Source organism: Stenotrophomonas sp. YJH_SMC_106-19, assembly GCF_059368375.1.
Genome location: NZ_JCAFRQ010000001.1, coordinates 834,374 through 858,874 on the forward strand (window position 1 = coordinate 834,374; position 24,501 = coordinate 858,874).

Below are 24,501 nucleotides of genomic sequence, written 5' to 3' on the forward strand. Positions count from 1 at the left end.
GCGCGTCACCTTTCGCCTCGACGCGTCGAAAACCCTGCACGTCGTCACGTCGGCAGGCTCCCCGGACGGGTCTGAACCAGCTACCATCGCCGCTCAGGATGCCCGCCTGGGGATGGCGGGCCTGGGGAGCCAACATGTCTGTGAGTCGCAGTGCGATCAAGAAGGAGCCCGTGGCCCGCGCCACGATGGAGCTGCAGCCGTTTGTCTGGGAGGGGACCGACAAGCGGGGCATAAAGATGAAGGGCGAGCAGCTGGCGAAAAACGCCAACCTGCTGCGCGCCGAACTGCGCAGGCAGGGCATCAGCCCGGGCCAGGTCAAACCCAAGCCGAAGCCGCTGTTCGGTGCGGCCGGCAAGCCGGTCTCTCCGAAGGACATCGCGTTCTTCAGCCGGCAGATGGCCACCATGATGAAGTCCGGCGTGCCGATCGTGTCGGCGCTGGAGATCATCGGCAGCGGGCACAAGAACCCGCGCATGAAGAAGATGGTGGACACGATCCGCACCGACATCGAGGGCGGCTCGTCGCTGCACGAGGCCATCAGCAAGCATCCGGTGCAGTTCGATGAGCTCTACCGCAACCTGGTACGGGCCGGCGAAAGCGCCGGTGTGCTGGAGACCGTGCTGGACACCATCGCCTCCTACAAGGAAAACCTGGAGGCGCTGAAGGGCAAGATCAAGAAGGCGCTGTTCTACCCGGCCATGGTGCTGGTGGTGGCGTTCCTGGTCAGCACGATCCTGCTGGTCTGGGTGGTCCCGCAGTTCGAGGAAGTCTTCCAGAGCTTCGGTGCCGACCTGCCGGCATTCACCCAGATGGTGGTGAACCTGTCACGGTTCATGGTGTCGTGGTGGTGGCTGATCGCCATCGTCGCCATCGGCGCGGTGGTGGCGATCGCCATGACCTACCGGCGATCGGAGAAGATGCAGCACACCGTCGACCGGCTGATCCTGAAGGTGCCGGTCATCGGCCAGATCATGCACAACAGTGCGATCGCCCGCTTCTCCCGCACCACAGCGGTGACCTTCAAGGCCGGCGTGCCGCTGGTGGAGGCCCTGGGCATCGTCGCCGGCGCCACCGGCAACAAGGTCTACGGCGAGGCGGTGCTGCGCATGCGCGACGACGTTTCGGTCGGCTATCCGGTCAACATGGCGATGAAGCAGCTGAACCTGTTCCCGCACATGGTGATCCAGATGACCGGCATCGGCGAGGAGGCCGGCGCCCTTGACACCATGCTGTTCAAGGTCGCCGAATACTACGAGCAGGAGGTCAACAACGCCGTGGATGCCTTGAGCAGCCTGCTGGAACCGATGATCATGGTGTTCATTGGTACCATTGTCGGCGGCCTGGTCATTGCGATGTACCTGCCGATCTTCAAACTGGGCGCCGTCGTCGGATAAAAATACATGGCTTTTCTCGACCAGCACCCCGGCCTCGGCTACCCCGCCGCGGCCGGACTGGGACTGCTGCTGGGCAGTTTCCTCAATGTTGTCATCCTGCGCCTGCCCAAGCGGCTGGAATGGCAGTGGAAGCGCGATGCGCGCGAAGTGCTGGAGGAACCGGACTTCTACGAGCCGCCGCCGCCGGGCATCGTGGTCGAGCCGTCGCACTGCCCGCACTGCAAGCACAAGCTGTCCTGGTACGAGAACATCCCGCTGTTCAGCTGGCTGATCCAGGGGGGCAAATGCCGCCACTGCAAGGCGCCGATCTCGCTGCAGTACCCGCTGGTGGAAGCGATGACCGCCCTGCTGGTGCTGGCCTGCGTGTGGCAGTTCGGCTTCGGCTGGCAGGGCTTCGGCGCCATCGTGCTGACCTGTTTCCTGATCGCGCTGTCCGGCATCGACCTGCGCACCCAGCTGCTGCCCGACCAGCTGACCCTGCCCCTGATGTGGCTGGGCCTGATCGGCAGCATCGACAATCTGTACATGCCCGCCAAGCCGGCCCTGGTCGGCGCGGCCGTGGGCTATCTGTCGCTGTGGACGGTCTGGTGGCTGTTCAAGCAGCTGACCGGCAAGGAGGGCATGGGCCATGGTGACTTCAAGCTGCTGGCGGCGCTCGGCGCCTGGTGCGGCCTGAAGGGCATCCTGCCGATCATCCTGCTGTCCTCGGTGATCGGCGCCATCGTCGGTTCGATCTGGCTCTACAGCCGGGGACGCGATCGCGCCACGCCGATTCCGTTCGGCCCGTACCTGGCCATCGCCGGCTGGTTGTTCTTCATGTGGGGCGAACCGCTGGTGGAGCGCTACCTGGCCCTGAGCGGCCTGCGCTGAGGGGGCCGCCGTGAGCCGCTACGTGGTCGGCCTGACCGGCGGCATCGCGGCCGGCAAGAGCGAAGTGACGCGGCGCTTCGAGGCGCTGGGCATCGTGGTGGCCGACGCCGATCTGGCCGCCCGCGCGGTGGTGGCCACCGGCAGCCCGGCACTGGCCCGCATTGCCGACCGGTTCGGCACGGACATGCTGCTGGCCGATGGCAGCCTGGACCGGGCGCGCCTGCGCACCCATGTCTTCGCTGACCCGGCCGAACGGACGGCACTGGAAGCCATCACCCACCCCGCCATCCGCCTGTTGATGCAGCAGCAGTGCACGCAGGCGTCGAGCCCATACGCCATTGCTGCGATTCCGCTGCTGACCGAGGTGGGCGGCCGCCAGGCCTATCCATGGCTCGATCGGATACTGCTGGTGGATGCGCCCGAAGGCGTACAGCACGCCCGGCTGATGCAGCGCGATGGCATCGACGCCGCGCTGGCCGACCGGATGATCGCCGCCCAGGCCAGCCGCGCGCAGCGCCGGGCACTGGCCGATGACGTGGTGGTCAACGATGGGCAGCCGGACGACCTGCAGGCGCAGGTGGAGGCGCTGCACCACCGCTATCTGGCACTGGCCGCGAGCTGACCCGCCGGGCACGCGCACGGCTTCCTGGCTGCGCTGCGCGGTGAGCCGAGCGCGAGCCCGGCTCTGCCAGGATCATCAGCGTGACCTACTCCACCTGCTGGCGGGCGTGGCGGACCAGTTCACGGGCGCCCAGCAACAGGCCGTCGACCACATCCGGACTGAGCTGCTGATGGGCGCCCCCCTGCTCACGCGCGGCTGCGGCGGCGTGCAGCACCTGAACCAGCACGTCCAGACCCGCCAGCGTACGACCGAGTCCGGCCTGGGTTGCGACCTGTACCGGACTGAGACCCTCCACGTCCAGCCGCCTGCCATCAGCGCCGTCGCGACCATCCATGCGGGCCAGCAAGGCGGGAAGCATGTCCTGGGGGTCATCCAGCAGGGCTTCGAGCCGCTCGGCAGCATCGGCAGGAAGCCGGTCGGCAGATTCGCCGATCAAGGCGCAGAGAAGGGGAAACAACGGACGTGCGGACATGGTGAGGCTCCTCGCAGACGGCAGGCCACCTGCAGATGCAAGGTGGCGGACGGTGCGGGTTGGCGTACCGGATCACAACAATCAACCAAAAGACTCCGGCGGACACTTACGGGTCCCCACACACCGCCCGCCAAAGCAAGGCATGCGGTGCATTCTCCACGACGGGCCAAGGGCCCTAGGATCGGTTTGATTGTTGTGTTGATTTCAGGACGCCAATCCCGGCCGGGGCACCCGCCCCGGCCCCGCCATCACGCCGTCCAGCGAAGCGCTTTTCTGTAAGGGAATTGCCAAGCTACGGGTGGCTGTAGCGATTCGCGCAGTGGTGCACGCCGAGGGCGCGGCACGCATCACGCACTTGTCGTGATGGGCCCTGCTGATGAAGTGATACCGCCGCACCGTGCGCGCCGGTTGCGACAACCCGCGCGACGCGGAGCATCCGTCAGGCCGAGCACACGCTGCCTGACCTTCTAGGCCGCCGCATCTTCCACAGCACTCCCCCTGCGCAATGCCGCTTCCGCGACGGCCACACCGGGCGGGTTGAGATAGCAGGTGCGCCAGCGCAGGTAGCCCCACTGCCAGTAGTACTCGCGCCCCGTCAGCTGCAGGGCGTCGTCATAATTCTCGGGGTGCTTGCGCCATGCCGTCAGTTCCTCCAACTCCTGCACCGACATCGCCAACGGCACCCGCGGCTGGAACATCTGCCCAGCCCGTTGCATGCGCTCCCGCTCCTGCCGGTGGGCCTGCTCCATCGCGTCCAACTCCTGCATCCGCTGCCGATAGGTATCACGTTCGCGCTGCTGCACGTGCAGCCACTCGTCATCGTCCAGGCCGAACGGCTTGAACCAGGCCCGCGAGTCGTGCACGTAGCCATCCAGAAACGTTGCCACGGGTTCCGGCGGCATCTGCCGCGACGCCCACATCTGCTCGATATGACCATCCAGCCATTGCTGCTCCTTCTGGCCGCGCAGCGTCGCCTGCACGAAGTCCGTTGCCGGAATGCTCTTGTAGGGCGGCAACGCGAGCATGCCGTGGTGAGGCGTGCTTACCGGTGCATTACGGATGCGCTGTGTCGCGTTGTTGTAGCGCATCCCCCTCACTTCCATCGCCAGCTCGGTGTTTCCGCCGCGCAGATCCGCACGGTCCTGTGCCGACGCCCGCTGGAAGGCAGGCAGGCTGGCAAAATCATCCAGATGCTGGCGCCGCCACAACAGGTACTGGCGATAGTGCGCGTACATCAGCGTCGCCGTGCGATTGGCCTTGGACGCGGGATTCGTGCCCGGCAGGAATGGCGCCATCGTCTGCAGATAGGCGTTGTAGTGCTGGCGCAAGGCGGGAAAGACCTCGAACTGGCGCTGCAACTCCACGCGTGCCTTTGCGATAGGCAACAGTGGCACACCTGCCGCCAAGGCGTGCCTGTACATGTCGCACAGCGGAATCTGCGAGAGCTTGTCTGCGTCATTCGGCGAACGCCCCTGTTCGCCCGGTGCATACCCACCACCTACGTCCGAATGCACCCCAGGGTAGATGATCTGTTCGCAGTTCGTGCCATCCACCAGGTCCACCGGGAATGAACCGCGTACTTCATGTGCGGCCACCATGTGCACGCAGCGGCGTACATCAGCGGGAATACGCAGGTCTTCGGCTGCCGCCCAGCCGCCGTGGCCGTCGAACACCGATTCAAAGAAGCTCTGCGCGGCACCCACCGAAGCGACCGTATCGAACAGGCCCATGAAATCGATCTGCACGGGAATGTCACACAGGCGCAGGGGACCCCGCCCCGGATCGCAGGCATCACCCAGCCAGTTGCAGAATACACGTGCCTCTGCCGCGCCCCGCGAGAAGCCGAAGATCGACAGGCGGATGCGGTCCACGCGTGGATTCTGGGCCTGGAACGGGGCCACCTTCTTCGCCAGGAAGGCCCGTCGCTCCTGCAATACCGCCCGGCGCGCCGCGTGATCGGCTCGGGTCAGATGGGTACCACGCACCCGCTGCAGCGCACCGACCATGTTCCAGAAGCCGCCACTGAGCGAGTTGCGCAAATCGAGCTCCTTCTCGCCTTGGTTGACAGCCAGATAGTTGGACAGCGGCATTCGTGCTGCCTGAGCCAAGCGCTCCACGTCCTGAAGGCTCAGGCGGAGATCGGCACTCATCTTCCGCGCGACGGGAACGGTGGAGTCGAAGCCCATTGCTTTGGTGACGGTAATACCTGTGAAATGATCGAGGAGGTGGTCCTGGACCTGCATCAGCATCCAGTTCACCCGGCCCTCGCCACCCCAGCCTGCTGCCGCCCCGGCTCGGGCGTGCCATCCGGTGCCGGTGTCGCCGACTTCCTTCAGCGCTTCCGTGCCTACGCCTTGGATGTAGCTGGAGAACTTTTTTCTACGTTGCCCCTCACGGCGCAATTGGTCAGCATCATAGACATCGAATAGCCGCGACACGTTGCTGTCACTCTTGTCCCCGCGTCTCTTGGAGGCCAGCCTGTGGTTACGCGTCCCATCAAAGAAGCAGCCTACTGACACGTCCACACCGCAGTCGGATCCAGATTCCGACAATGAGGCTGCGTATCGCGCCGCTTCAACGGAGCTCAGTCGCGTCGGATGCTCTGTCGTCGTAGTAGATACCCTTACCCTCACTATTTCGCCTCCTCGCCTGCAGTGGCTTCCAGAAATTTCCTGATCCTTTCTGGATCACCATGTCCGTCGCCGAAGTCGAGGTCGTAAGCGAAGCCCTGATATCCTGGGGAGTAGGGAGTGGCCACCACCCGCACCTGGTCATCCGGGAAGTACATGAAATAGATGAAGCCATCCAAAAATGGGGCATAGCGCGGCACAGGAACGTCCTTTTCCACGTAGCTACTCGGATCTTTCAGGAACATGCTGCTTGTTCGATAAGCCACGCTGACCTTCAGGCCCGGATGCCAAAGACGAGGAAGCGTCACACAACACGTGCGCCCGTTACTGCTGGCCTTCGGCTGAATACCTCCACCCCACGCATCATTAATGAAAACAGCACCCAGCCCTTCATCCGAGTAGTTGGCGATACCAATTTTCAAATGCATTTCTGCAGGAGCACCGGTGATGTCGTGGCCAGTATCAGGCTCAATAATTACTGGCTTCGTGGGATCCGGCGGCGTCGGCCCGATGCTGAAGTCCATGAACTTGAGCACGACACCTGCCAGGGCCAGCAGCGCAAGGCCGATCAGGGCAAGCCTCGTCAACAATTTCCTCACGACCTTTATTTGATCAGGGGGTGTCATTCAATTGGGTCCCAGGTTATGGCCGCACAGCGGGGTATGATCCGCTCGCAGTCCGCACCATCCACCAGACTCGCCGGGAATGAGCCGCACTTCATGCGCCCGCACCGTAGGCACGCAACGGCGTACAACCGCAGACAGCAGCACCCTCCATCCTGATCGAGGGCTCATGCGTCCTCTCCGGCTGAGCGCGCATCCCACGCGGTAACGGCCCTGACCGTCATCCGGTGCGCCAGCGCCAGGTGGTCGATACCGCGCCGCGCCAAGCGCGCAAGCACGACTTCCGCACAACGATGTACATGTGAAGGCATCATGTTGTCCGGTCGCAGTGATGGCCGCTGCAGCACGAAGCGGGCGATGGCATCGGCCTGGCTCTGCCGGCGTAGTGCCGCTCCCTGTACGGCGGTGAACATCAAGGGGCTGGCATCGATAGCGAACAGTGCCCCCCCGGCGCCTGCTACGCGCATCCAGCCTCCTGTACGGGTGGGCAGATACCAGTCCTGCAGTCCGGCCAGGACACGTCTGCGTTGATCTCCATCCAACGCTTCAAGCAGGACGGCTGCCGCTCTCCCGTCAGCCCAACGCAGCAGCCAGGGCTCTCCCACGCTGGACTCGGCTTCCCAGATGCGTCGCAGGTGGTGGATCAGCGCCCCCGGTTCGGCTGTAGTACGCAGGACAGACAGCATTGGCGCACCAAGGCTCAGGCCCAACAGCGCCTGCCAGCACCGCTCGCGTGCGCGGGCATCATCGGGAAGGGTGAGCAGGCAGGGCGACAAGCGGTCCAGGCCCTCGCCCGCGTAGCGATGCTTGAACAGTGGCTGGATGCTGGCTGACAGCGCGTGGAGCGATTCGCAGGCAGTCGGCGCGAATGCCCTGTCCACTAGAACATGTGCAGGCAGGGCGTTTGCCGTCTCTTCGTCAGTGCCCTGCCACGGCAGCCCGGTGTGCTGCCATGGGTCAATCCAGGCAGGCTCAACCATTCTTCAAGGACCATGGCAATCCGGCCTGCATCGCCTTCTGCAGGCACTCCACACAGATCGTCTGCGGGAACTGCGGCAGGGGAAACAGTTCCTGCGCCGGACCGACGAAGGTCCGCCGGCCCGCCCTGAAGGTCAGCGTACCCGGGCACGTCACCCGCAGATGTCCATCAGTCAGCGTGATCGCGGCACCCTCCGCAGTGGCGATGTGCAGGGCGCGACCGGCCGCCAGCTGCACCTCGCCTTGGCCGCTTGTCGCCCGCAGACGGGCCCGTGACTGCAGAAGCACCGCGTCGGCCTGGGCCTGCAGGTCAAGCTGTTGTTCGCCGGCCACTACGCTCAAACCCGTCTGATCCGCGCGGTGCGCCGCACCGGCCAATACACCGATGGCCTGGCGTCCCTGCCAGCGGGCATGGCCGACGACGATGGCCGCGGAGCTGCCGCCACTGGCCAACAGCGTGCAGTCCCGAACTCCCATCTGAAACGCCTGACCGGCCACCTGGCAGATGCCAGTCGGTGCCGACAGGCCCAGCACGGGCGACCGTGTGGCGGGGACCTGCTCACCGGCGGTGCTGATGCTCCGCGACGCTGCCACGCTGTCGGCCAGAACCTGCAACACCGATGAGCCGCTGGCCTGCCGGACACAACCGCGCAGTCGTATCGTCTGGTGCCGCCGCGCTGCGTCATCAAACGTCTGTCCCAGCACCAGGGTCTGCCGCAGCAGCGCAACCGGTGCCATCCGCAGCCCCGCGGGATCACTGGCAGTTCGCGCCGTGCTGTCCAGCCACAGACCTGCCGTGGCACGTACCGCTCCCCATGCGTCGCTACGCAGCTCGTATCCGTTTCCGCGCAGGCTGCCGCGATAGTTGTGCTGCTGGTGACGCAATTGACCCAAACTGAGTGAACTGTGGCGCTGGGTGGTACCCAGCCTGACCTGCAGCTGGCTGTCGCTGTCATCGAATTCGAGGCTGCTGCCCCCCTGGCCGTCCCAGCTCTGCGAACTGATGCCCCAGATTGCACCCGCGTTGCGCTGGGCGCATTCGCCGGCGCCAGCGGCATGCCAACGTGGCGCCTGACCACCGGCCAGATTGTTCTGGGCGCTGGAGGTCGCATCACTGGCCAGTGCCAAGGCATCCGGACGCGATTCCCCGCGACCGTTGTAGAGCGCACCGACCACGAGGGGCCTGCGGATGTCTCCGTTGATGAAGTCCACCACTACCTCCTGACCCACGCGGGGCAGGAACTGGCTGCCAACGCCAGGACCGGCGAAGCGCTGGGCGACACGCAGCCATCCACTTTCCGCCCTGCCATCGGTGGCGAAGCCAAACCGCACACGGATGCGTCCTGCGCTGTCCATGTGCAACGGTGCGCCTTCATCGCCGCCCACTACGGTGGCCAACTGTGGTCCAGGCGCGGTGGGACGATAGTCCGGGTCCTCCAACCGACGTCGCCACCGCTGCTCAAGCGGGATGGCCTGGAACCGGTTTGCGTACCCCAGTGCCTGCGCGCGTGCTGCGGGCACGGTATCGGGCAGCGTGCAGGCCGGCAGGTCCTGCTGTAGTTCGGCCACCGACGGCAGCAGATTGACTCCGGCATGGTTCACTGCCGTAAGCAACAGCGCGGGCGCCGCTCTCTGACCCGGCACCGGCAGCACCTCGAATGCCTCGCCCGGCTCGAAGTCCGGCTCGGTCCCCTCGCCCGTCCAGCGCCGTTGGTCGCACAGTGCCGCTTCAGCCTCCCGCATCACCTCGGCCAGTGCTTCACGTGTGGTCTGCCACGCCGCGTGGCGTGCTGGCGAGTAGTCTTCCAAAGGACCATCCGCCGCGTCACGCACGGGCAGGCTTGCCGATATCACACGGAACGCATCGTCATTGTCCGTCACGCGTGTCATTCGGGTTGGCACCACCCTGCGGGACTCATGCAGGAACGCGATGCCCGGGCTGTCCACCACCCGCTGCGTCCGGTGCACCCGCCGAAGACCCGGGAGGACGCTGCATTGCGTACTGTCGCCAATGATCATCAGCGTATGTCCACCCGGCGCCTCAGGCCGTGCTCGAATGCACCAGCCCAGTCCTTCCTCGGCCATCAGCTGCTGCAGGAACGCCATGTCCGACTGGCGATACTGCACGCGATACCCCCGGCACCGCCGGTCCAGCGTACTCGGGCTGCCAGCGTGCCAGCACCAGTGTGCAAGGGGTGCGTGTTCCGAAAGCACGGTATCGATGATGCTGGCGACGTCCTCATCCTGGAATACTCGACTGTGGCGACTGTCGTGCAGCCAGGCTGTCCAGTCCGCCAGATGGACGCGGTAACGCACCAGACTGCCAACACAGGCCACACGTTCAACGCTGCGGATCAGTCCGACGCGGACGACCTCTCCTCCATCCGGAAGGCGGGTGGTGATGCTTGCGGGCCGCGTCAACCAGTCGTCCAGATCCTGTTCGTGTTCGTCACCCAACAGGTCGATCTGGCAGCGCAACTCCCCAGACAACGACTCGTGCCCATGCCATCGCTCGACAATCAGCCGCGTGGCGGTTGGCCCGCAGAACCGATGGACACGCGAAGACGCTTCGCATGCGGCAGTGAATGATGATGATCGATGATGCATGACAGCTCCCTCGGCAGGCATGACCTGCGATGACGTTTGCTGCGCCTGGCACTGGCCGCGAGCTGACCCGCCGGGCACGTGCCCGGCGTTGCAGAATCGTCGTTGCGGCGTCCCCGGCCATCACTGCAATGTGGCTGTCCCCCTGATTCTCTCGGCCTGCAGCTGCTGCTGCACGTGACACGTCAGTTCCCGCGCGGCCAGAATCAGGCCTTCCATCGCGCCCGGTGGCAGCACGTTCTGCTGGCCGCCCCGCGTGCGCGCGATGTGCGCGGCGTACATCACCCGGGTCAGGGTGCCGAGACCTTCGACGGCGCGCCTGAGATCGGCAGGCTGCACTGCGTCGGCGCTGACGCCGCCGGCGTCAATTGGCGTCTGATGGGCCGGCATATGGCCGTCGCAGCGGGACAGTACGTCCTCGACGCGCTGGGCGACGTCCGGAGACAACTGGCTGATCGAATCACCGACCAGTTGATGCAGGTTGGGGTAACGGATGCGATGCGACATGGCGATGCTCCTGGCAGCCGGCAGAGTGCGCGGACTGGCATCTTGGCCATCTGCACGTGCGGCAATCAGGAGGTAAAAGCGTCAACTGCCCTATGACTACCCGGAACCGTGAGATCGGACACGCAGCGGACGCGGCAGAGCGTGCGCGCGCCGGGTGTCTGGCCGTGCAGAACAGATGCGTTCATGCCGTTAGCGACAGCGACGCCTTGGAAGAGGCGTCCCTGTAGGGCCGGGCCCTGCTCCGCAGGCAAAGGATCTGCTACAGCGGCCTGGGCGAGAACGTCAACGTTGCGATCACGCCGCGCTCGCCCCCGGGGCGCACGCTGACCTGCCAGCCGTACAGGTCGCAGAGGCGGCTGACGATCGACAGGCCGATGCCGCCGCCCTGCGAGTGGCCCGCGTGCGTACCGCGGTAACCGCGCTGGAACAGCTTGGCCGCATCTTCCTCGCTCAGGCCCGGACCACTGTCGGTGACCGAGACCGAGTTGGACCCTACGTGCACGCGCACCTCGCCATCCTGCGAGTACTTCACCGCGTTGCCGATGAGGTTGCCCAGCGCCACCGAAAGCGCGGCCTCGGGCGCATCGATCACCAGGTTGCGCTCGCCCTCCAGTGCCAGTTCAAGGGGCTTGCCACCCAGCTGCGCGCGGTGCGCGTCCAGCAGCTGCTCGGCCACACGGGCAACATTGCTGGTGCCCTGCCCCCGCTCGTTCCGCGACAGCAGCAGCAAAGCGCCGATCAGATCACTGCACTGCTGCTCGGCACGCTGGATGCGCTGCAGGCGCTGCAGCACCTTTTCATCCAGGCCGGGACGGGTCAGCAGCAGCTCGGTGGCACCGCGGATCACCGCCAGCGGCGTGCGCAGTTCGTGGCTGACGTCCGCATTGAACTCACGGTCGCGCTGCACCACTTCGGTCAATCGCGAGGAGTAGTCGTCCAGCGCCTGGGCCAGCTGGCCCACTTCGTCGTCGGGGAAGCGCGGCGCCAGCGGCTCAGGCTCGCTGGTGCCGCCCCGGTAGGCGCGCAGGCGGGCCGCCAGGTCCGATACCGGCTTCATCACCTTCGAGGCCGACCACCAGCCCAGCACCAGCGACAGCAGGCTGAACACCAGCACCGACAGCACCAGCGCACGGTTGAGCTGCTTGCTGCCGCGCATGCTGTCGGTCATGTCATAGGCCAGGAAGAACCACGCATCGTCGGCTTTGCGCACGGCAAGCTTGTAGGCGTACGGCTGCCCCTGTTCGTCGGTCCCGCTGAGGTTGTAGTTGCCGGTCTGCAGGTCAGCCCATTGCGGCCAGGACTCACGCGCCTTGTCGAACTTGTCCGCCGAATAGGCATACGCGCGGATCTGCTGTACCGGCACGGCCGGATTGCGTCCGGGGTGCTCGTAGAAGCGACGGGCGTATTCTTCAATGTTGTGGTTGATCACATCCTCGACCAGCTGATTCTCCACCCGAATCCGGGCCCAGTTGGTGGCGAACGCGAACAGTGTTGTCAGGCAGAAGCCCAACAACACGAATGACACGATGATTCGACTGCGCAGGCGGCGCCGATACGGCGTGCGCCGGCGCTCCCCCTTGGTTGCCACGGGATCAGCTTTCCGGGGTGGCGATGCGGTATCCGATACCATGGCGGGTCTGGATCAGCGGCACTTCGAACGGCTTGTCGACCACGGCACGCAGACCGTGGATATGGACGCGCAGCGAATCCGAGTCGGGCAGTTCCTCGCCCCACACGCGGGTTTCCAGTTCCTGGCGGGTGACCACGGCCGGCGCCGCTTCCATCAGCGCCTGCAGGATTTTCAGTGCGGTCGGGTTGAGCTGCAGCAGCTTGCCCTGGCGGCGCACTTCCAGCGTGTCCAGGTTGTACTCCAGGTCGCCGGTTTCCAGCACGCGGGTCTGCACCCCCTTGCCACGTCGGGACAGCGCGTTCAAACGCACTTCCACTTCCTGCAACGCGAACGGCTTGATCAGGTAGTCGTCCGCACCGGAATCAAAACCCGCCAGCTTGTTGTCCAGCGAGTCACGCGCGGTCAGCATCAGCACCGGGGTCTGCTTGCGCGCTTCATTGCGAAGCTTGCGGCAGACCTCGATTCCGTCCATGCCCGGCAGGTTGAGATCCAGCACGATCGCGTCGAACTCGTGCACTACGGCCAGATGCAGTCCGGTCACGCCATCGGCGGCGAAGTCCACGGTGTGGCCCCGGTCCTCGAGGTAGTCGCCCAGATTGGCGGCGATATCGCTGTTGTCTTCTATTACAAGAATGCGCACTGGGACCTCTGTTTCGTGAAGGGTCGTCGGGGGGCCATGCCCACTCCCGCAGGGTGGACCCGTGGAAGTGGACGCGACGTCTACCTGCTGAACGATACAGGTTCCATTCTTAACATTTCGTACCGGACATGTTGCTACTGCATCTACTCCAGCAAGGCACGCGCGCGGCCCAGCGCGGCCTGCCCCTGCGGCCGCACGGCCACCGCCCAGGACTGCGTCAATCCAAGGGCGGCGGGTTGTTGCCCTGAGCCCGATACATCAGGTCGCGGCTGGACTTGGTCGCCTCGCGCCGTTGCGCCACCGTCATACACACGTTCTGCGGCATGTTGCTGCCGATCTGGCGCTCACGGCGGCACACCATCCTGCTGTCGGCTTTGGCCTTGGTCAGAAGGGTATTGACCTCCTCCTGGTCATTGAAGACCTCGACCTTGTCCTGCGGTGCCAGACTGTCGGCACTGTCGTGAGCGCCCACCCGCGCGCGGATACGGGACAGCGCAGCCTGCACACGACTCTTGTCCTCGGTGGAGATTTCGCTGTATTCCTCGTCATTGAGCGCCGCTTCAACACGCTGGATCTGCATCGCCAGCGGCTCACGCACGTTGAGCTGGACCACCTCCTTGCCGGACTTGGCTTCGGCCGAGACAGCAAGCCCCAGGCACAGTGCCAATGCGAACGTTGTGGTACGGAACATTTCCACCTCCAGTGTCATCCATGAACGGAAACCGAACTCTACGACCGGACCGCAGCCTCCACAAGAGACTCCCGGCAGGGTGTCCCATCGCGGTTGGGATGGATCAGTGGCCCGATGCGGGATCAAGATTGTTGAACGTGCGCTGGTCATTGATCAGCGCCTTGCCCTTTTCTTCGATGCGGCGACGTTCGGCGACAGTGAGGCAACGGCCCTTGGGCATGTTGCTGCCGGTGGTGCGCTGGTAGGTACAGACCTGGCGGCTGTCGTCGTGCGCGCGGGCGAGCAGCTGGTTGACCCGCTCCTGGTCGTTGAACACCTGCGCCTGTACCTGCGGCGGCAGCTCATCGACCCGCTGCCGGTCCCCCATGCGCTGGGTGATGCGGGCCAGCGCCTGCTGGATCTGGCTGCGGTCATCGGCGCTCAGTTCGGCGTACTCCGGCGCCTGCAGCGCCTTCTCGACCTGTTGGACCTGGCCGGCAACCGGAGCCTGGCGATCCATCTGCAGGGCGCTCTTCTCTGTCTTGGCGACAGCAGCGCCCGACACGCACAGCAACAACGCGATCATCGTGATGCGGTACATCGCCTACCTCCCGGTCCATCGGAACGAAGGCCCAACTCTACGAGCGCCCCTTGGGTCGCCACAAGTGGCGCGTGACCTACGGACGCGCATAAAAAAGGCCCAGGCGGTGCACCCGCCTGGGCCTGAAGTCGTATCCCGATACCGATCCTGCTGAGAGGCAGAGCTGCGGTTCGCTGAAGCCTACCCCCGCACCGATTAAAGGCATGTTAAAGCAGCGTCTCGCCGCCCAAAGAGAATCTCAACTTACTGAAAAATCAGGATTTTTTAAGCTTCTCGACGTGCTCGATGATGCGCATGGCCACGTCCACCCCGCAGGCTGCCTCGATGCCTTCCAGACCCGGGGTCGAGTTGACCTCCAGCACCAGCGGGCCCCGCTGCGAGCGGATCAGGTCGACGCCGCAGACCGACAACCCCAGAGCCTTGGCCGAGCGCACCGCGACCTGCTGTTCGGCGCGGCTGGCCTTGGCCGCCACGGCGGTGCCGCCGGCGTGCAGGTTGGAGCGGAAGTCGCCTTCGGGCGCCTGCCGCTGCATCGAAGCCACCACCTGGTCGCCGACCACGAAACAGCGCAGATCGGCCCCCTTGGCCTCACCGATGAACTCCTGCATGAGGAAGTTGGCATACAGGCCACGCAGCGCCTCGACGATCCCGCGCGAGGCACTGGCCTTTTCGGTCAGGATCACGCCGCGCCCCTGCGTTCCCTCGTTGAGCTTCACCACATGCGGCGGCGGCCCCAGCATCGACAGCAGATCGACGGTGTCATCGGGGTTGTCGCCGAACACCGTGACCGGCATGTCGATGCCTTTGGCCGCCAGCAGCTGATGCGCGCGCAGCTTGTCGCGCGAGCGCAGGATCGCGTCGGACGGATTGGGCGTACGCGCGCCCATCAGCTCGAACTGGCGCAGGACCGCAGTGCCATAGCGCGTGATCGACGCACCGATGCGCGGAATGACCATGTCCACACCGGTCATCGGCCGCCCTTTGTAGTGCATCGAGAATCCGTCGGCAGCGATGCGCATGTAGCAGCGCAGCGGATCGAGGATGCGCACCGTGTGGCCGCGCGCACGCCCCGCCTCGACCAGCCGGCGGGTGGAATACAGGGAGCTGTTGCGGGACAGGATGGCGAGCTTCATCGCGGCGGGATCGGTCGGCAGGCGCGCAGCATAGCGCGGCCGTGTGGCGGGCGGATGATGCCGCGTGGTTGCCGAGACAGGGCGCCACAGTCCAGCCAGCAACAGCCCGACACCGATGCCGTCGGGCTGCGGCTGCCGCGTTTTATCGGCCCATATTGATCCGTGCAACGACCTCCCGCACCCTCTTGGTGTAGGCCGCCAAAAGCTCTCTGGACTGCTCCGGCGTGACCGCCTTGCCGACGTGGCCAGGCTGTGCGGCATAGTCCCGCTGGAAATCGCACATTTCCACGGATACCGCGCTGCTGACGTCGTCCTGCGCAACGGAGGGCGCACCGGTACTGCCATCCGCATTGACGTTGATCATGAACGCGCGGTCGCCCGTGTAGCCGCCGAAGCTGTTCTTCGCGTTGACCATCCCGCAGACAATCGTACCGTCGAACATCGCAAACGCCTGACGGATGACGATCTTTGCCGAGTCAGGATCCTTCAGCGCCCGACGGACCCCCGCCTCCGCTATGGCCCGATCAGCCTCGACCTTCTGTTTTCTTGCATCTTCTTCGGTCGGCGTGCACGCCGCCGCAATACCCATCAACGCAACCGCAAGAATCCGATTCCGCATTCCCCCCCCCTGCCACTGGCTTGAATGTTGCCGCACTTTACCGGCTTATCGCCCCGCCAGACCATCGGCAAGCACGGGAAGCGCCCACGCTTCACCGACTCACAGAGCCGGCAGGCACAGAAAGATGCAAAAGGGGAAACATCCAGGTTCGCGGCCGATCCGGAAAACACACGCATCGTTGCGGAAGATGGAGCGGGCGATGGGAATCGAACCCACGTCAGTAGCTTGGGAAGCTACAGCTCTACCATTGAGCTACGCCCGCGTCGCGTGGTGAAAGTCTATGCGGTCGGGCCGGTGTTGCGCAATGGTGGCCACCGCATGCGCCGGGCATGGCCCGACGCTGCCATGCAGCCTTCCCAGGCCCTTGCGGGGCCTGGGAAGGTGCGTTCGTCAGAAACTGCCGCTGAAGCTGGCAAACAGCGTCGCGTCACGTGCACGCTTCTGCGCGGTGGAGGTGCTCAGGCCGATGTTGCTCTGCAGCCCGAACAGCTCCGTGCGGGCGCCCAGCACCACGGTGGCGTAATCCTTGTCGAACTTCAGGCCCGGCACGCGGTAGCTGCCCAGCTCCGGCAGGGACTGCAGCCAGGCGCTGGCCTGCTTGGTGTCTTCGAACTCGTGGTCGTAGGTGGCCTGCACGTAGGGCTTGAAGGTGCCGCCATCGAAGCGCGCCTGCCAGCCGATGCGACCGACAGTGGAGTCCAGCTCCTGGTTGTTGTAACCCAGCGCAGTGGCCAGCGTGCCGGCGTCGGCGCTCTCGGTATAGCCGTCGATCTTCACCTTCTGCCAGATCACGGCAGCCACCGGACCGTGGCGGAAGCCGCCCTCGGTGCCGAACTCGTACCCCGCATTGATGGCGGCGGTGAGATTGCTGCCATCTGCCGAACCGCCATGCTCACGGGTGGCCGGACCCAGCTGCACCTTGCGGGTCACGTCGTAGTCGAGCCAGCTGTAGCTGACCTGCCCGTTGACCCAGGCACGCTCGCCGTACCAGCCAGCGAACAGGCCCAGCGTGGTGTCGGACTGGGTGTAATCGCCGCGGCTGTTGCCGAAATCGGCATCCATGCGTCCATAGCCACCGAAGCCGCCAAAGACCATGCCGTCACGCGACCAGTCGACACCGAACAGGCCGGCCGGCGCCAGGCCGTCGTAGAGATCGGCGTGGTCATAACGCTGCATGTCGCCGCGCACACCGCCCCACCACGACAGGCCGTCAGCCGGACGACCGCCCAGATGCATGCCGACCTGGTCGGCGCGCGAACGGCCGATGGTCTGCGCCGAATGGCTGAGCACCTGCTGCAGGCGCGGGCCTTCCAGCACGGATACCGCGTACTGGCCCAGCAGTGCATGGCCTGCCGTGGTCGGATGCACGCCGTCGGCGAACAGGTAGGTCTTCGCGGCATCCGGGCTGACGTAGGACGTCGGGTTGCAGCCGATGATGCTCTGCGTCGAATTGGCCGGGTCGATGGTGCAGGCCGTGCTGGTGACGTTGGTGAAACCGTACATGGCCGGATTGGCGGCCACTTCACTGAGCACCGTGAAGGTATCCAACGGGATGAATTCGATGCCCGCCTGCTTCAGCCCGCCATACAGGGCGTTGTTGTAGCCGGCCGACAGCGCGGTGGCGGCGGCGGCATTGGGGCCACGGAAGGACGGCGTCAGGCCGACGTTGGGCAGGTTCGGCACCAGCACGTACTGGGCGCCCGCCTGCTTCAGCGCGCCGACCAGGGCGATCTGGTCGGTGACGGCCGCGCCGATGATGGCCTGCGCCTGTGCCGGCGCCGCAGCGGCCGCGAACAGGTCGTTGGCGCCGCCCCAGACGGTGTACAGCGCGTTGGCATCGGCTTTGCCGCCATTTGCGGCCAGGTAGCGGGTGAGTTGCGTCTTCAGCGACGGAATGGGCCCCAGGGCACCAGTGACCTCCACCGACACGCGCGCACCGCCGGCGGCATAGTTGTCGCCGTTCTGGCCGTTGCCGTTGGGCGTACCGTTCAGGCCGTAGTAGTTGGCGACCTGCTGCGACCAGACCCAGCCCGGATTGGTGGTGAACTGACCGGTGACCGGCTGTGTTGCCGGGGGCAGCAGCGGCCGGAAATAGCCCGCGTCGGTCAGGCTGTCGCCGAAGAACACCGCGTGCGAGTAAGGGGATTCGCCTGCCATGGCCGGAACCGCAGCCAGTGCGATCGCGGCCGCCATCAGGGAGCGGATCGGGCGTTTGCTGAGCAGCATGTAAAGAACTCCTGTGGGGACGTCATTGAGGATCCGGCGTGCGTACGCCGGCGCACGGTGAATGGTTTCACCGCACCGACGATTGCTCACGCTGCGCCGCCGCATGAATTGCCGCGCAGCCCGCCAATCGCAGGCTGCGCCGATGCGGGCGCCGTGCGGAGGAACGGATGGTTTCCGTCCTGACGGGCCATACGCGACAATGCCGCCATGAACATCCAGCTCAACGGCGAACCCCGCACCCTGCACGCTTCGGCAACCCTCCATGACCTGCTCGAGGCCGAGCAGCTGCTGCAGCGCCGGGTGGCGGTCGAGGTCAATGGCGAGATCGTCAGCCGCAGCCGCCATGGCGAGCATCGCCTTGCCGAAGGTGACGTAGTGGAGATCGTGCATGCCCTGGGTGGGGGTTGAGGCACGACGCCCACGCTGCGCGCTCGCCGGGCATGGCCCGGTGCGACCCCGCACCTGCCTGCCAGCAGCATCGAAGTGACGACCCCATCTTCAGGCGGATAAGCGATAATCGCGCCATGAACGTTCATGTCTCCCCCGATTCGCTGGTGATCGCCGGCAAGACCTACGGCTCGCGGCTGCTCACCGGCACCGGCAAGTTCAAGGATCTGGAAGAAACCCGCCTGGCCACCGAGGCCGCTGGCGCCCAGATCGTCACCGTGGCCATCCGCCGCACCAACATCGGGCAGAACCCCGGCGAGCCGAACCTGCTGGACGTGCTGCCGCCGGAGCGCTTCACCATCCTGCCCAACACCGCCGGCTGCTACACCGCCGAAGACGCGGTGCGCACGTGCCGCCTGGCCCGTGAACTGCTGGACGGCCACAACCTGACCAAACTGGAAGTGCTGGGCGACCAGAAGACCCTGTACCCGGACGTGATGCAGACCCTCAAGGCCGCCGAACAGCTGGTCAAGGATGGCTTCGAGGTCATGGTCTACACCTCCGACGACCCGATCCTGGCCAAGCGCCTGGAAGAGATCGGCTGCGCTGCGGTGATGCCGCTGGCCGCGCCGATCGGTTCGGGCCTGGGCATCCAGAACAAGTACAACCTGCTGCAGATCATCGAGGACGCCCGGGTGCCGATCATCGTCGATGCCGGCGTCGGTACGGCATCGGACGCGGCGATCGCGATGGAGCTGGGCTGCGATGGCGTGCTCATGAACACGGCCATTGCCGGCGCGCGCAGCCCGGTGCTGATGGCCAGTGCGATGCGCAAGGCGGTCGAGGCCGGACGTGAAGCGTTCCTGGCCGGGCGCATCCCGCGCAAGCGCTACGCCAGCGCGTCGTCGCCGGTGGATGGGTTGATCGGCTGATGACCAATCCTTTCGACAGCGCTGGGTCCAAGGCCCCGCCCAAGCCGTTCACCGTCAGCGAGGGGCGCCGCGAGGTGCGCAGTTTCGTGCTGCGCCAGGGCCGCTTCACGCCTGCCCAGCAGCGCGCGTTCGACGAACGCTGGCCGCGCTTCGGCCTGGATTACAGCGGCCAGCCGCGCGACCTGGACGCCACCTTCGGTCGCCCGGCGCACAAGGTGCTGGAGATCGGCTTCGGCAACGGCGCTGCACTGCGCTTTGCTGCCCAGCATGACCCGTCGCGCGACTACATCGGCATCGAAGTGCACGCGCCCGGTGTCGGCCGCCTGCTGAACGCCCTGGCCGACGACAACGCCGACCACGTGCGCCTGTACCACCATGACGCGGTGGAAGTACTGCAGAACGAGATCGCCGATGGCGCGCTCGATGAAGTGCGCATCTACTTCCCGGACCCGTGGCACAAGAAGCGCCACAACAAGCGCCGCCTGCTGCAGCCGGCCTTCGCAGAGCTGCTGGTGCGCAAGCTGCGTGCGGGCGGCCGCCTGCACTGCGCCACCGACTGGGAAGACTACGCCGAACAGATGTGGGACGTGCTCGATGCGACCGCCGGCCTGGTCAACCGGGCCGGTCCACGGGGCAGCGTGCCGCGCCCGGAATGGCGGCCGCAGACCCACTTCGAGACCCGCGGCCAGAAGCTCGGCCATGGCGTCTGGGACCTGTTGTACGACCGCACCTGACGATCGCCCGAGGACGCCGCGCCCCACATGGATACCGCGCTGACGCTGACCAACGACATGAAGCTCGTACTCGGGCTGGTCGGCTTCACGATGGCGATGTTCCTGTTCGAGCGGATCCGCGCCGACGTCGTCGCGCTGGTGGTGCTGGTGGTACTGGGTGTGACCGGCCTGATCGCCCCGGAGGAAATCTTCGGCGGCTTCTCCGGCAACGCGGTGATGAGCATCATCGCCACCACCATCCTCGGTGCGGGCCTTGACCGCACCGGCGCACTGAACCGGCTCGCGGCCTGGCTGCTGCGACGCGGACATGGCATCGAGCAGCGCCTGCTGATGATGACCACGGCCATCGCCGGCCTGAACTCGTCCTTCATGCAGAACCCGTCGGTGATGGCGCTGTACCTGCCGGTCGCCTCGCGGTTGGCGGCACGCACCGGGCTGACCATGCAGCGGCTGCTGCTGCCGATCTCGGCGGCGATCGTGATGGGCGGTGCGCTGACCATGGTCGGCAACTCGCCGCTGATCCTGCTGAACGACCTGCTGGCCTCGGCCAACAACAACCTGCCCTCCGGCCTGGCCAGCATCGAGCCGCTGCGCATGTTCGCGCCGCTGCCGATCGGCGTGGCGCTGCTGATCGCCTCGCTGCTGTACTTCCGCTATTACGGCGACCGCAAGCTGATCGAGGAAGAGACCCTGGTCAACGATGGGGTCACCCCGGCCCGTACCGAGAGCTACTTCGCCAAGACCTACGGCATCGAAGGCGATGTGTTCGAACTGGTGGTCACCGCCGAAAGCCCGCTGGTCGGCATGACCCTGGGCGAGGCCGAGAGCCTGCATGACGCGCCGCTGCTGCTGGCGCTGAAGACCGGCAACGATACGCGGCTGGCGCCACCGGCGGAAATGCGCATCTGGGTGGGCAGTGTGCTGGGCGCGATGGGTCCTCGCGAGCAGATCGGCGATTTCGCCCAGAACCAGTTCCTGCGCATGTCCTCGCGGCTGAAGCACCTGGGCGACCTGTTCAATCCCAGCCGCGCCGGCATTTCCGAGGCGGTGGTGCCGCCGACCTCGAACGTGATCGGCAAGAGTGCGGCCGACCTGCGCCTGCGCAAGGAGCGCGGCATCAGCCTGCTGGCGATCAACCGCGACAAACAGGTGATCCGCGAGGACGTGCGCGACGTGCAGCTGCGCGCTGGCGACATGCTGGTCTTCCACAGCATCTGGACCGACCTGGCGCAGGCCGCCAAGAGCCGTGACTTCGTGGTGGTCACCGACTACCCGACCGGCGAACAGCGCCCGCACAAGTTCAAGATCGCCATGGCGATCTTCGCGCTGACGATCCTGATCGCGCTGACCAGCAAGCTTCCGGTAGCGCTGACCCTGATGACCGGCGTGGCCGGCATGTTGCTGACGGGCGTGCTGCGGATGGACGAGGCCTATGCCTCGATCAACTGGAAAACCGTGTTCATGATGGCCGGACTGATCCCGCTCGGCTGGGCGATGGACTCCAGCGGCGCGGCGGCCTGGGTCGCCGGCCATACCATCGACAAGCTCCCCACCGGCATACCGGTGTGGGTGCTGGAGCTGGCCCTGGCGCTGCTGACAACGGTGTTCTCGCTGGTGATCAGCCATGTCGGCGCAACCATCGTGATGGTGCCCATCGCGGTGAATCTGGCGCTGGCGGCGGGTGGCAACCCCACCGCGTTCGCACTGATCGTGGCGCTGTCGGCCTCCAACAATCTGATGACGGCGTCCAATCCGGTCATCTCGATGATCACCGGCCCGGCCAACTACACCCCGCGCGAGATGTGGCGGGTCGGCGGACCGTTGTCGCTGATCTACACCTGTGTGGTGGTGCTGATGATCAACCTGATGTTCTGAGGGTCGGGTTCATCGGCAGGGCCGCGCCCTGCACCCCAGTAGTGCCGGCCGCTGGCCGGCAACCTCAACGGCAAAAGCGTGCATTTCGTGGGATGGCGGGGTGGGTCCGACAGATTTCTGCGATCTGCCAGAACGGCGTCGTGCACCGCTTTGGTAGGTGTCGACCTTGGTCGACACGGTAGATCCACGCCATGCGTGGATGCCTTTGCAGAGTCGAGCCATGCTCGACTGCTCCTGGCTTGGTGGGTCAGAGCCGTTCTCCTACGGAAAACGGAGCCGCCCCCTAGCCGGCCTCAGGCCAGGTAGACCTGCCCATCACGCACGTCCACCGGCACCGCGCGCAGGCGGTCGCCCTTGCAGGGGCCGGCGATGCAGTCACCGCTGTCCAACGCGAACGAGGCGCCGTGGGCGGCGCAGACCAGATGCCCCTCGCGGCTCTTCAGGAACTGCCCCGGCGCCCAGTCCAGGCGACGGCCGGCATGCGGGCAGATGTTCAGGAAGGCGCGCACCTGTGCGCCGTCGCGATACAGCAGCAACGACTCGGCATCGCCCTCGACCACTGCTTCGACCTCGGCAAACGCACCATCGGCAATGGCATCAAGGGCGATCAGGGCAACAGCGGCAGTCATGGCGAAGGCTCGGACAGTAAAGAAGCATTGTCGCACGCCTGCTCAGGTGACTGGCTGCAGGATGAACACAAGTCATTGATTCGTAATAAGCAAAGGCTATATTTAACGAGTTTTTCACTCAATGACAGTGCGGGCTCCCGATACTCTGGTTTCGCTGATTTCCCAGCCTATCGAGCCGCCATGTTCAATCGCGATTCCGCCTTCAACCAGTTCCGCACCCTGTTCGCGCCGCGCAAGCCGCGTCACCCGCTGGTGCGCGTTGCCGTGGGCCTGCTCGGCCTGGCGATCCTGGCCGCGATGGTGTTCATCGGCGTGTTCGTCGGTGCGGCGATGATCCTGGTCGGCCTGGCGTGGAAGCTGCTGGCCTCGCGCAAGGCGGGTGCAGCCCGACCGGCCGACCCGACCGTGGTCGAGGGCGAGTACCGGGTGGTGCGCAAGCCGGTGCTGCCGGCCTCGCGCTGAGCCCTGCCGGCCGGCGTGCCCGCTGACGGCGGGCGCCATGCGTTCTAGACTGCGGGCATTCCCTTCCTGGATGCCCGCATGTCCGATGTTTCCGATGTGATCCCTGCACCTGCCACGCCGCGTGTTCCGGTGGTGGGCGGTGGCAGCTTCCCCGTGCACCGCGTCTACTGCGTGGGTCGCAACTTTGCCGACCATGCGCGCGAAATGGGAGCCGCGGTGCCGGCGGCCGACGACCGCGGCCGGCCGATGTTCTTCAGCAAGCCTGCCGATGCGCTGGTGGTCGGCCATGACGATGCCATCCCCTATCCGCCCGCGACGGCCAACCTGCATCACGAAGTGGAGCTGGTGGTGGCCATCGGTCGTGATGCCCCGGCCGGCGAGCTTCCCGTGGCCGATGCCGAAGCACTGGTGTACGGCTATGCCGTCGGCCTGGACCTGACCCGCCGCGATCTGCAGGCGGCCGCCAAGGAGAAGGGACATCCCTGGGACGCCGCCAAGGGCTTCGATGCCTCCGCACCGATCAGCGAAATCGTGCATGCCGGCGAAGTGGGCGATCTGGCGGCGCTGAACCTGTCGCTGGAAGTCAACGGCGAAGTGCGCCAGCAGGCCCTGCTGGACCAGATGATCTGGAACGTGCCGGAAATCCTGCACGAGTTGTCCAAGCTGTGGCAGCTGCGCGCCGGTGACCTGGTGTTCATGGGCACGCCGTCCGGAGTGGCCGCACTGAAGCCGGGCGACCGTTTCAGCGCGCGCCTGGAAAACGTGGCCGAGCGCCACGGCGTGATCGCCGGCTGACACCACCTGCGCTACTCTGCGCGCTGTCCACATCCCCCACAGGAGAAAACACATGGGAGTGCTCACCGAATTCAAGGAATTCGCGATGCGCGGCAACGTCATCGACCTCGCCGTCGGCGTGGTGATCGGCGCCGCCTTCGGCAAGATCGTCACTGCACTGGTCGAGAAGATCATCATGCCGCCGCTGGGCCTGCTGATCGGCAAGGTGGACTTCTCGCAGCTGGCGTGGACGCTGTCGCCGGCACGCATCGGGCCGGACGGCAAGGAGATTCCGGCGGTGGTGATCGGCTACGGTGATTTCATCAACACCCTGATCCAGTTCGTGATCGTTGCGTTCGCCATTTTCCTGGTGATCAAGGTCATCAACCGTCTGTCGCGCAAGAAGGAAGCCGCTCCCGCCGCCCCGGCCGAGGAAGTGGTGCTGCTGCGCGAGATCCGCGACAGCCTGAAGAAATAAGGCGTAGCGCC

At 65.6% G+C, this 24,501-nt stretch carries 24 protein-coding genes and 1 tRNA gene; 10 read left to right on the forward strand and 15 right to left on the reverse strand.

Annotated features, from left to right (window positions below; genetic code table 11):
* The first annotated feature begins 134 nt into the window (after positions 1-134).
* From AC5P5M_RS03725 to coaE, 3 genes are read left to right on the forward strand one after another with little or no spacing between them, the layout of a single operon-like run.
* A complete protein-coding gene (locus AC5P5M_RS03725) occupies positions 135-1,394 on the forward strand; it encodes a type II secretion system F family protein (protein ID WP_053517034.1) in 1,260 nt (419 codons plus the stop codon).
* A 6-nt stretch (positions 1,395-1,400) separates the two neighbouring features.
* Positions 1,401-2,264, forward strand: a complete 864-nt coding sequence (locus AC5P5M_RS03730) for a prepilin peptidase (RefSeq protein ID WP_053517036.1) — start codon at positions 1,401-1,403, stop codon at positions 2,262-2,264.
* Between the two features lie 10 nt (positions 2,265-2,274).
* Positions 2,275-2,886: a dephospho-CoA kinase gene (gene coaE, locus AC5P5M_RS03735; protein ID WP_128988439.1), complete on the forward strand. Its 612-nt coding sequence runs from the start codon at positions 2,275-2,277 to the stop codon at positions 2,884-2,886.
* 85 nt (positions 2,887-2,971) lie between these two features.
* Here coaE and AC5P5M_RS03740 read toward each other — a convergent pair whose 3' ends face one another.
* From AC5P5M_RS03740 to AC5P5M_RS03805, 14 genes are all read right to left on the reverse strand, one after another.
* Complete coding sequence (locus AC5P5M_RS03740; protein ID WP_495205574.1) at positions 2,972-3,358, reverse strand: hypothetical protein; 387 nt, start codon at positions 3,356-3,358, stop codon at positions 2,972-2,974.
* A gap of 467 nt (positions 3,359-3,825) precedes the next feature.
* Positions 3,826-5,796 carry a T6SS phospholipase effector Tle1-like catalytic domain-containing protein gene (locus AC5P5M_RS03745; RefSeq protein WP_495205575.1) on the reverse strand — a complete coding sequence of 657 codons (1,971 nt, stop codon included), beginning with the start codon at positions 5,794-5,796 and terminating at the stop codon, positions 3,826-3,828.
* Positions 5,797-5,990: 194 nt separating this feature from the next.
* Entirely contained in the window at positions 5,991-6,587 is a 597-nt protein-coding gene (locus AC5P5M_RS03750; protein WP_495205576.1) for a DUF3304 domain-containing protein, read from the reverse strand.
* A 191-nt stretch (positions 6,588-6,778) separates the two neighbouring features.
* Positions 6,779-7,492 (reverse strand): DUF4123 domain-containing protein, encoded by a 714-nt coding sequence (locus AC5P5M_RS03755; protein WP_495205577.1) that lies wholly within the window; start codon positions 7,490-7,492, stop codon positions 6,779-6,781.
* 91 nt (positions 7,493-7,583) lie between these two features.
* Positions 7,584-10,217 (reverse strand): type VI secretion system Vgr family protein, encoded by a 2,634-nt coding sequence (locus tag AC5P5M_RS03760; RefSeq protein ID WP_495205578.1) that lies wholly within the window; start codon positions 10,215-10,217, stop codon positions 7,584-7,586.
* Positions 10,218-10,316: 99 nt separating this feature from the next.
* Positions 10,317-10,700 (reverse strand): hypothetical protein, encoded by a 384-nt coding sequence (locus AC5P5M_RS03765; protein ID WP_495205579.1) that lies wholly within the window; start codon positions 10,698-10,700, stop codon positions 10,317-10,319.
* A 259-nt stretch (positions 10,701-10,959) separates the two neighbouring features.
* A complete protein-coding gene (locus tag AC5P5M_RS03770) occupies positions 10,960-12,288 on the reverse strand; it encodes a sensor histidine kinase (protein ID WP_277381039.1) in 1,329 nt (442 codons plus the stop codon).
* A gap of 4 nt (positions 12,289-12,292) precedes the next feature.
* Complete coding sequence (locus AC5P5M_RS03775) at positions 12,293-12,970, reverse strand: response regulator transcription factor (protein ID WP_053517044.1); 678 nt, start codon at positions 12,968-12,970, stop codon at positions 12,293-12,295.
* Between the two features lie 217 nt (positions 12,971-13,187).
* The gene (locus AC5P5M_RS03780; protein ID WP_253120055.1) at positions 13,188-13,661 is read right to left on the reverse strand and encodes a hypothetical protein; all 474 of its coding nucleotides are present in this window, start codon (positions 13,659-13,661) and stop codon (positions 13,188-13,190) included.
* Positions 13,662-13,764: 103 nt separating this feature from the next.
* Entirely contained in the window at positions 13,765-14,241 is a 477-nt protein-coding gene (locus AC5P5M_RS03785) for a hypothetical protein (RefSeq protein WP_476340600.1), read from the reverse strand.
* A gap of 254 nt (positions 14,242-14,495) precedes the next feature.
* Positions 14,496-15,374 (reverse strand): 30S ribosomal protein S6--L-glutamate ligase, encoded by an 879-nt coding sequence (gene rimK, locus AC5P5M_RS03790; RefSeq protein ID WP_065181793.1) that lies wholly within the window; start codon positions 15,372-15,374, stop codon positions 14,496-14,498.
* 142 nt (positions 15,375-15,516) lie between these two features.
* Positions 15,517-15,963, reverse strand: coding sequence for a hypothetical protein (locus AC5P5M_RS03795; RefSeq protein WP_461288403.1), 447 nt, complete (start codon positions 15,961-15,963; stop codon positions 15,517-15,519).
* A 218-nt stretch (positions 15,964-16,181) separates the two neighbouring features.
* Positions 16,182-16,255 (reverse strand) — tRNA-Gly (locus AC5P5M_RS03800).
* A 128-nt stretch (positions 16,256-16,383) separates the two neighbouring features.
* Positions 16,384-18,219 (reverse strand): autotransporter domain-containing esterase, encoded by a 1,836-nt coding sequence (locus AC5P5M_RS03805; RefSeq protein WP_065181653.1) that lies wholly within the window; start codon positions 18,217-18,219, stop codon positions 16,384-16,386.
* A 207-nt stretch (positions 18,220-18,426) separates the two neighbouring features.
* On the opposite strand from AC5P5M_RS03805, the gene thiS reads away from it, so the two are divergent.
* The 4 genes from thiS (at position 18,427) to AC5P5M_RS03825 (ending at position 22,147) form a co-directional block, all read left to right on the forward strand.
* On the forward strand, positions 18,427-18,627 hold the full coding sequence (thiS, locus tag AC5P5M_RS03810; RefSeq protein WP_053517056.1) for a sulfur carrier protein ThiS: 201 nt from the start codon (positions 18,427-18,429) through the stop codon (positions 18,625-18,627).
* A 116-nt stretch (positions 18,628-18,743) separates the two neighbouring features.
* Complete coding sequence (locus AC5P5M_RS03815; protein WP_053517058.1) at positions 18,744-19,538, forward strand: thiazole synthase; 795 nt, start codon at positions 18,744-18,746, stop codon at positions 19,536-19,538.
* A complete protein-coding gene (gene trmB, locus AC5P5M_RS03820) occupies positions 19,538-20,272 on the forward strand; it encodes a tRNA (guanosine(46)-N7)-methyltransferase TrmB (protein ID WP_053517060.1) in 735 nt (244 codons plus the stop codon). Before AC5P5M_RS03815 ends, trmB begins: the two co-directional genes overlap by 1 nt.
* A 27-nt stretch (positions 20,273-20,299) precedes the next feature.
* A complete protein-coding gene (locus AC5P5M_RS03825) occupies positions 20,300-22,147 on the forward strand; it encodes an SLC13 family permease (RefSeq protein WP_053517063.1) in 1,848 nt (615 codons plus the stop codon).
* A gap of 293 nt (positions 22,148-22,440) precedes the next feature.
* Here the strand turns inward: AC5P5M_RS03825 and AC5P5M_RS03830 are convergent, their stop codons facing one another.
* Positions 22,441-22,776: a Rieske (2Fe-2S) protein gene (locus AC5P5M_RS03830; protein WP_053517065.1), complete on the reverse strand. Its 336-nt coding sequence runs from the start codon at positions 22,774-22,776 to the stop codon at positions 22,441-22,443.
* A 180-nt stretch (positions 22,777-22,956) separates the two neighbouring features.
* Between AC5P5M_RS03830 and AC5P5M_RS03835 the strand changes: the two genes are divergently transcribed.
* From AC5P5M_RS03835 to mscL, 3 genes are all read left to right on the forward strand, one after another.
* Positions 22,957-23,238, forward strand: coding sequence for a hypothetical protein (locus AC5P5M_RS03835; RefSeq protein WP_128988456.1), 282 nt, complete (start codon positions 22,957-22,959; stop codon positions 23,236-23,238).
* A gap of 78 nt (positions 23,239-23,316) precedes the next feature.
* The gene (locus AC5P5M_RS03840; RefSeq protein WP_065181655.1) at positions 23,317-24,033 is read left to right on the forward strand and encodes a fumarylacetoacetate hydrolase family protein; all 717 of its coding nucleotides are present in this window, start codon (positions 23,317-23,319) and stop codon (positions 24,031-24,033) included.
* A 52-nt stretch (positions 24,034-24,085) separates the two neighbouring features.
* The gene (mscL, locus tag AC5P5M_RS03845) at positions 24,086-24,490 is read left to right on the forward strand and encodes a large-conductance mechanosensitive channel protein MscL (RefSeq protein WP_053517072.1); all 405 of its coding nucleotides are present in this window, start codon (positions 24,086-24,088) and stop codon (positions 24,488-24,490) included.
* The last annotated feature ends 11 nt before the right edge of the window (positions 24,491-24,501 follow it).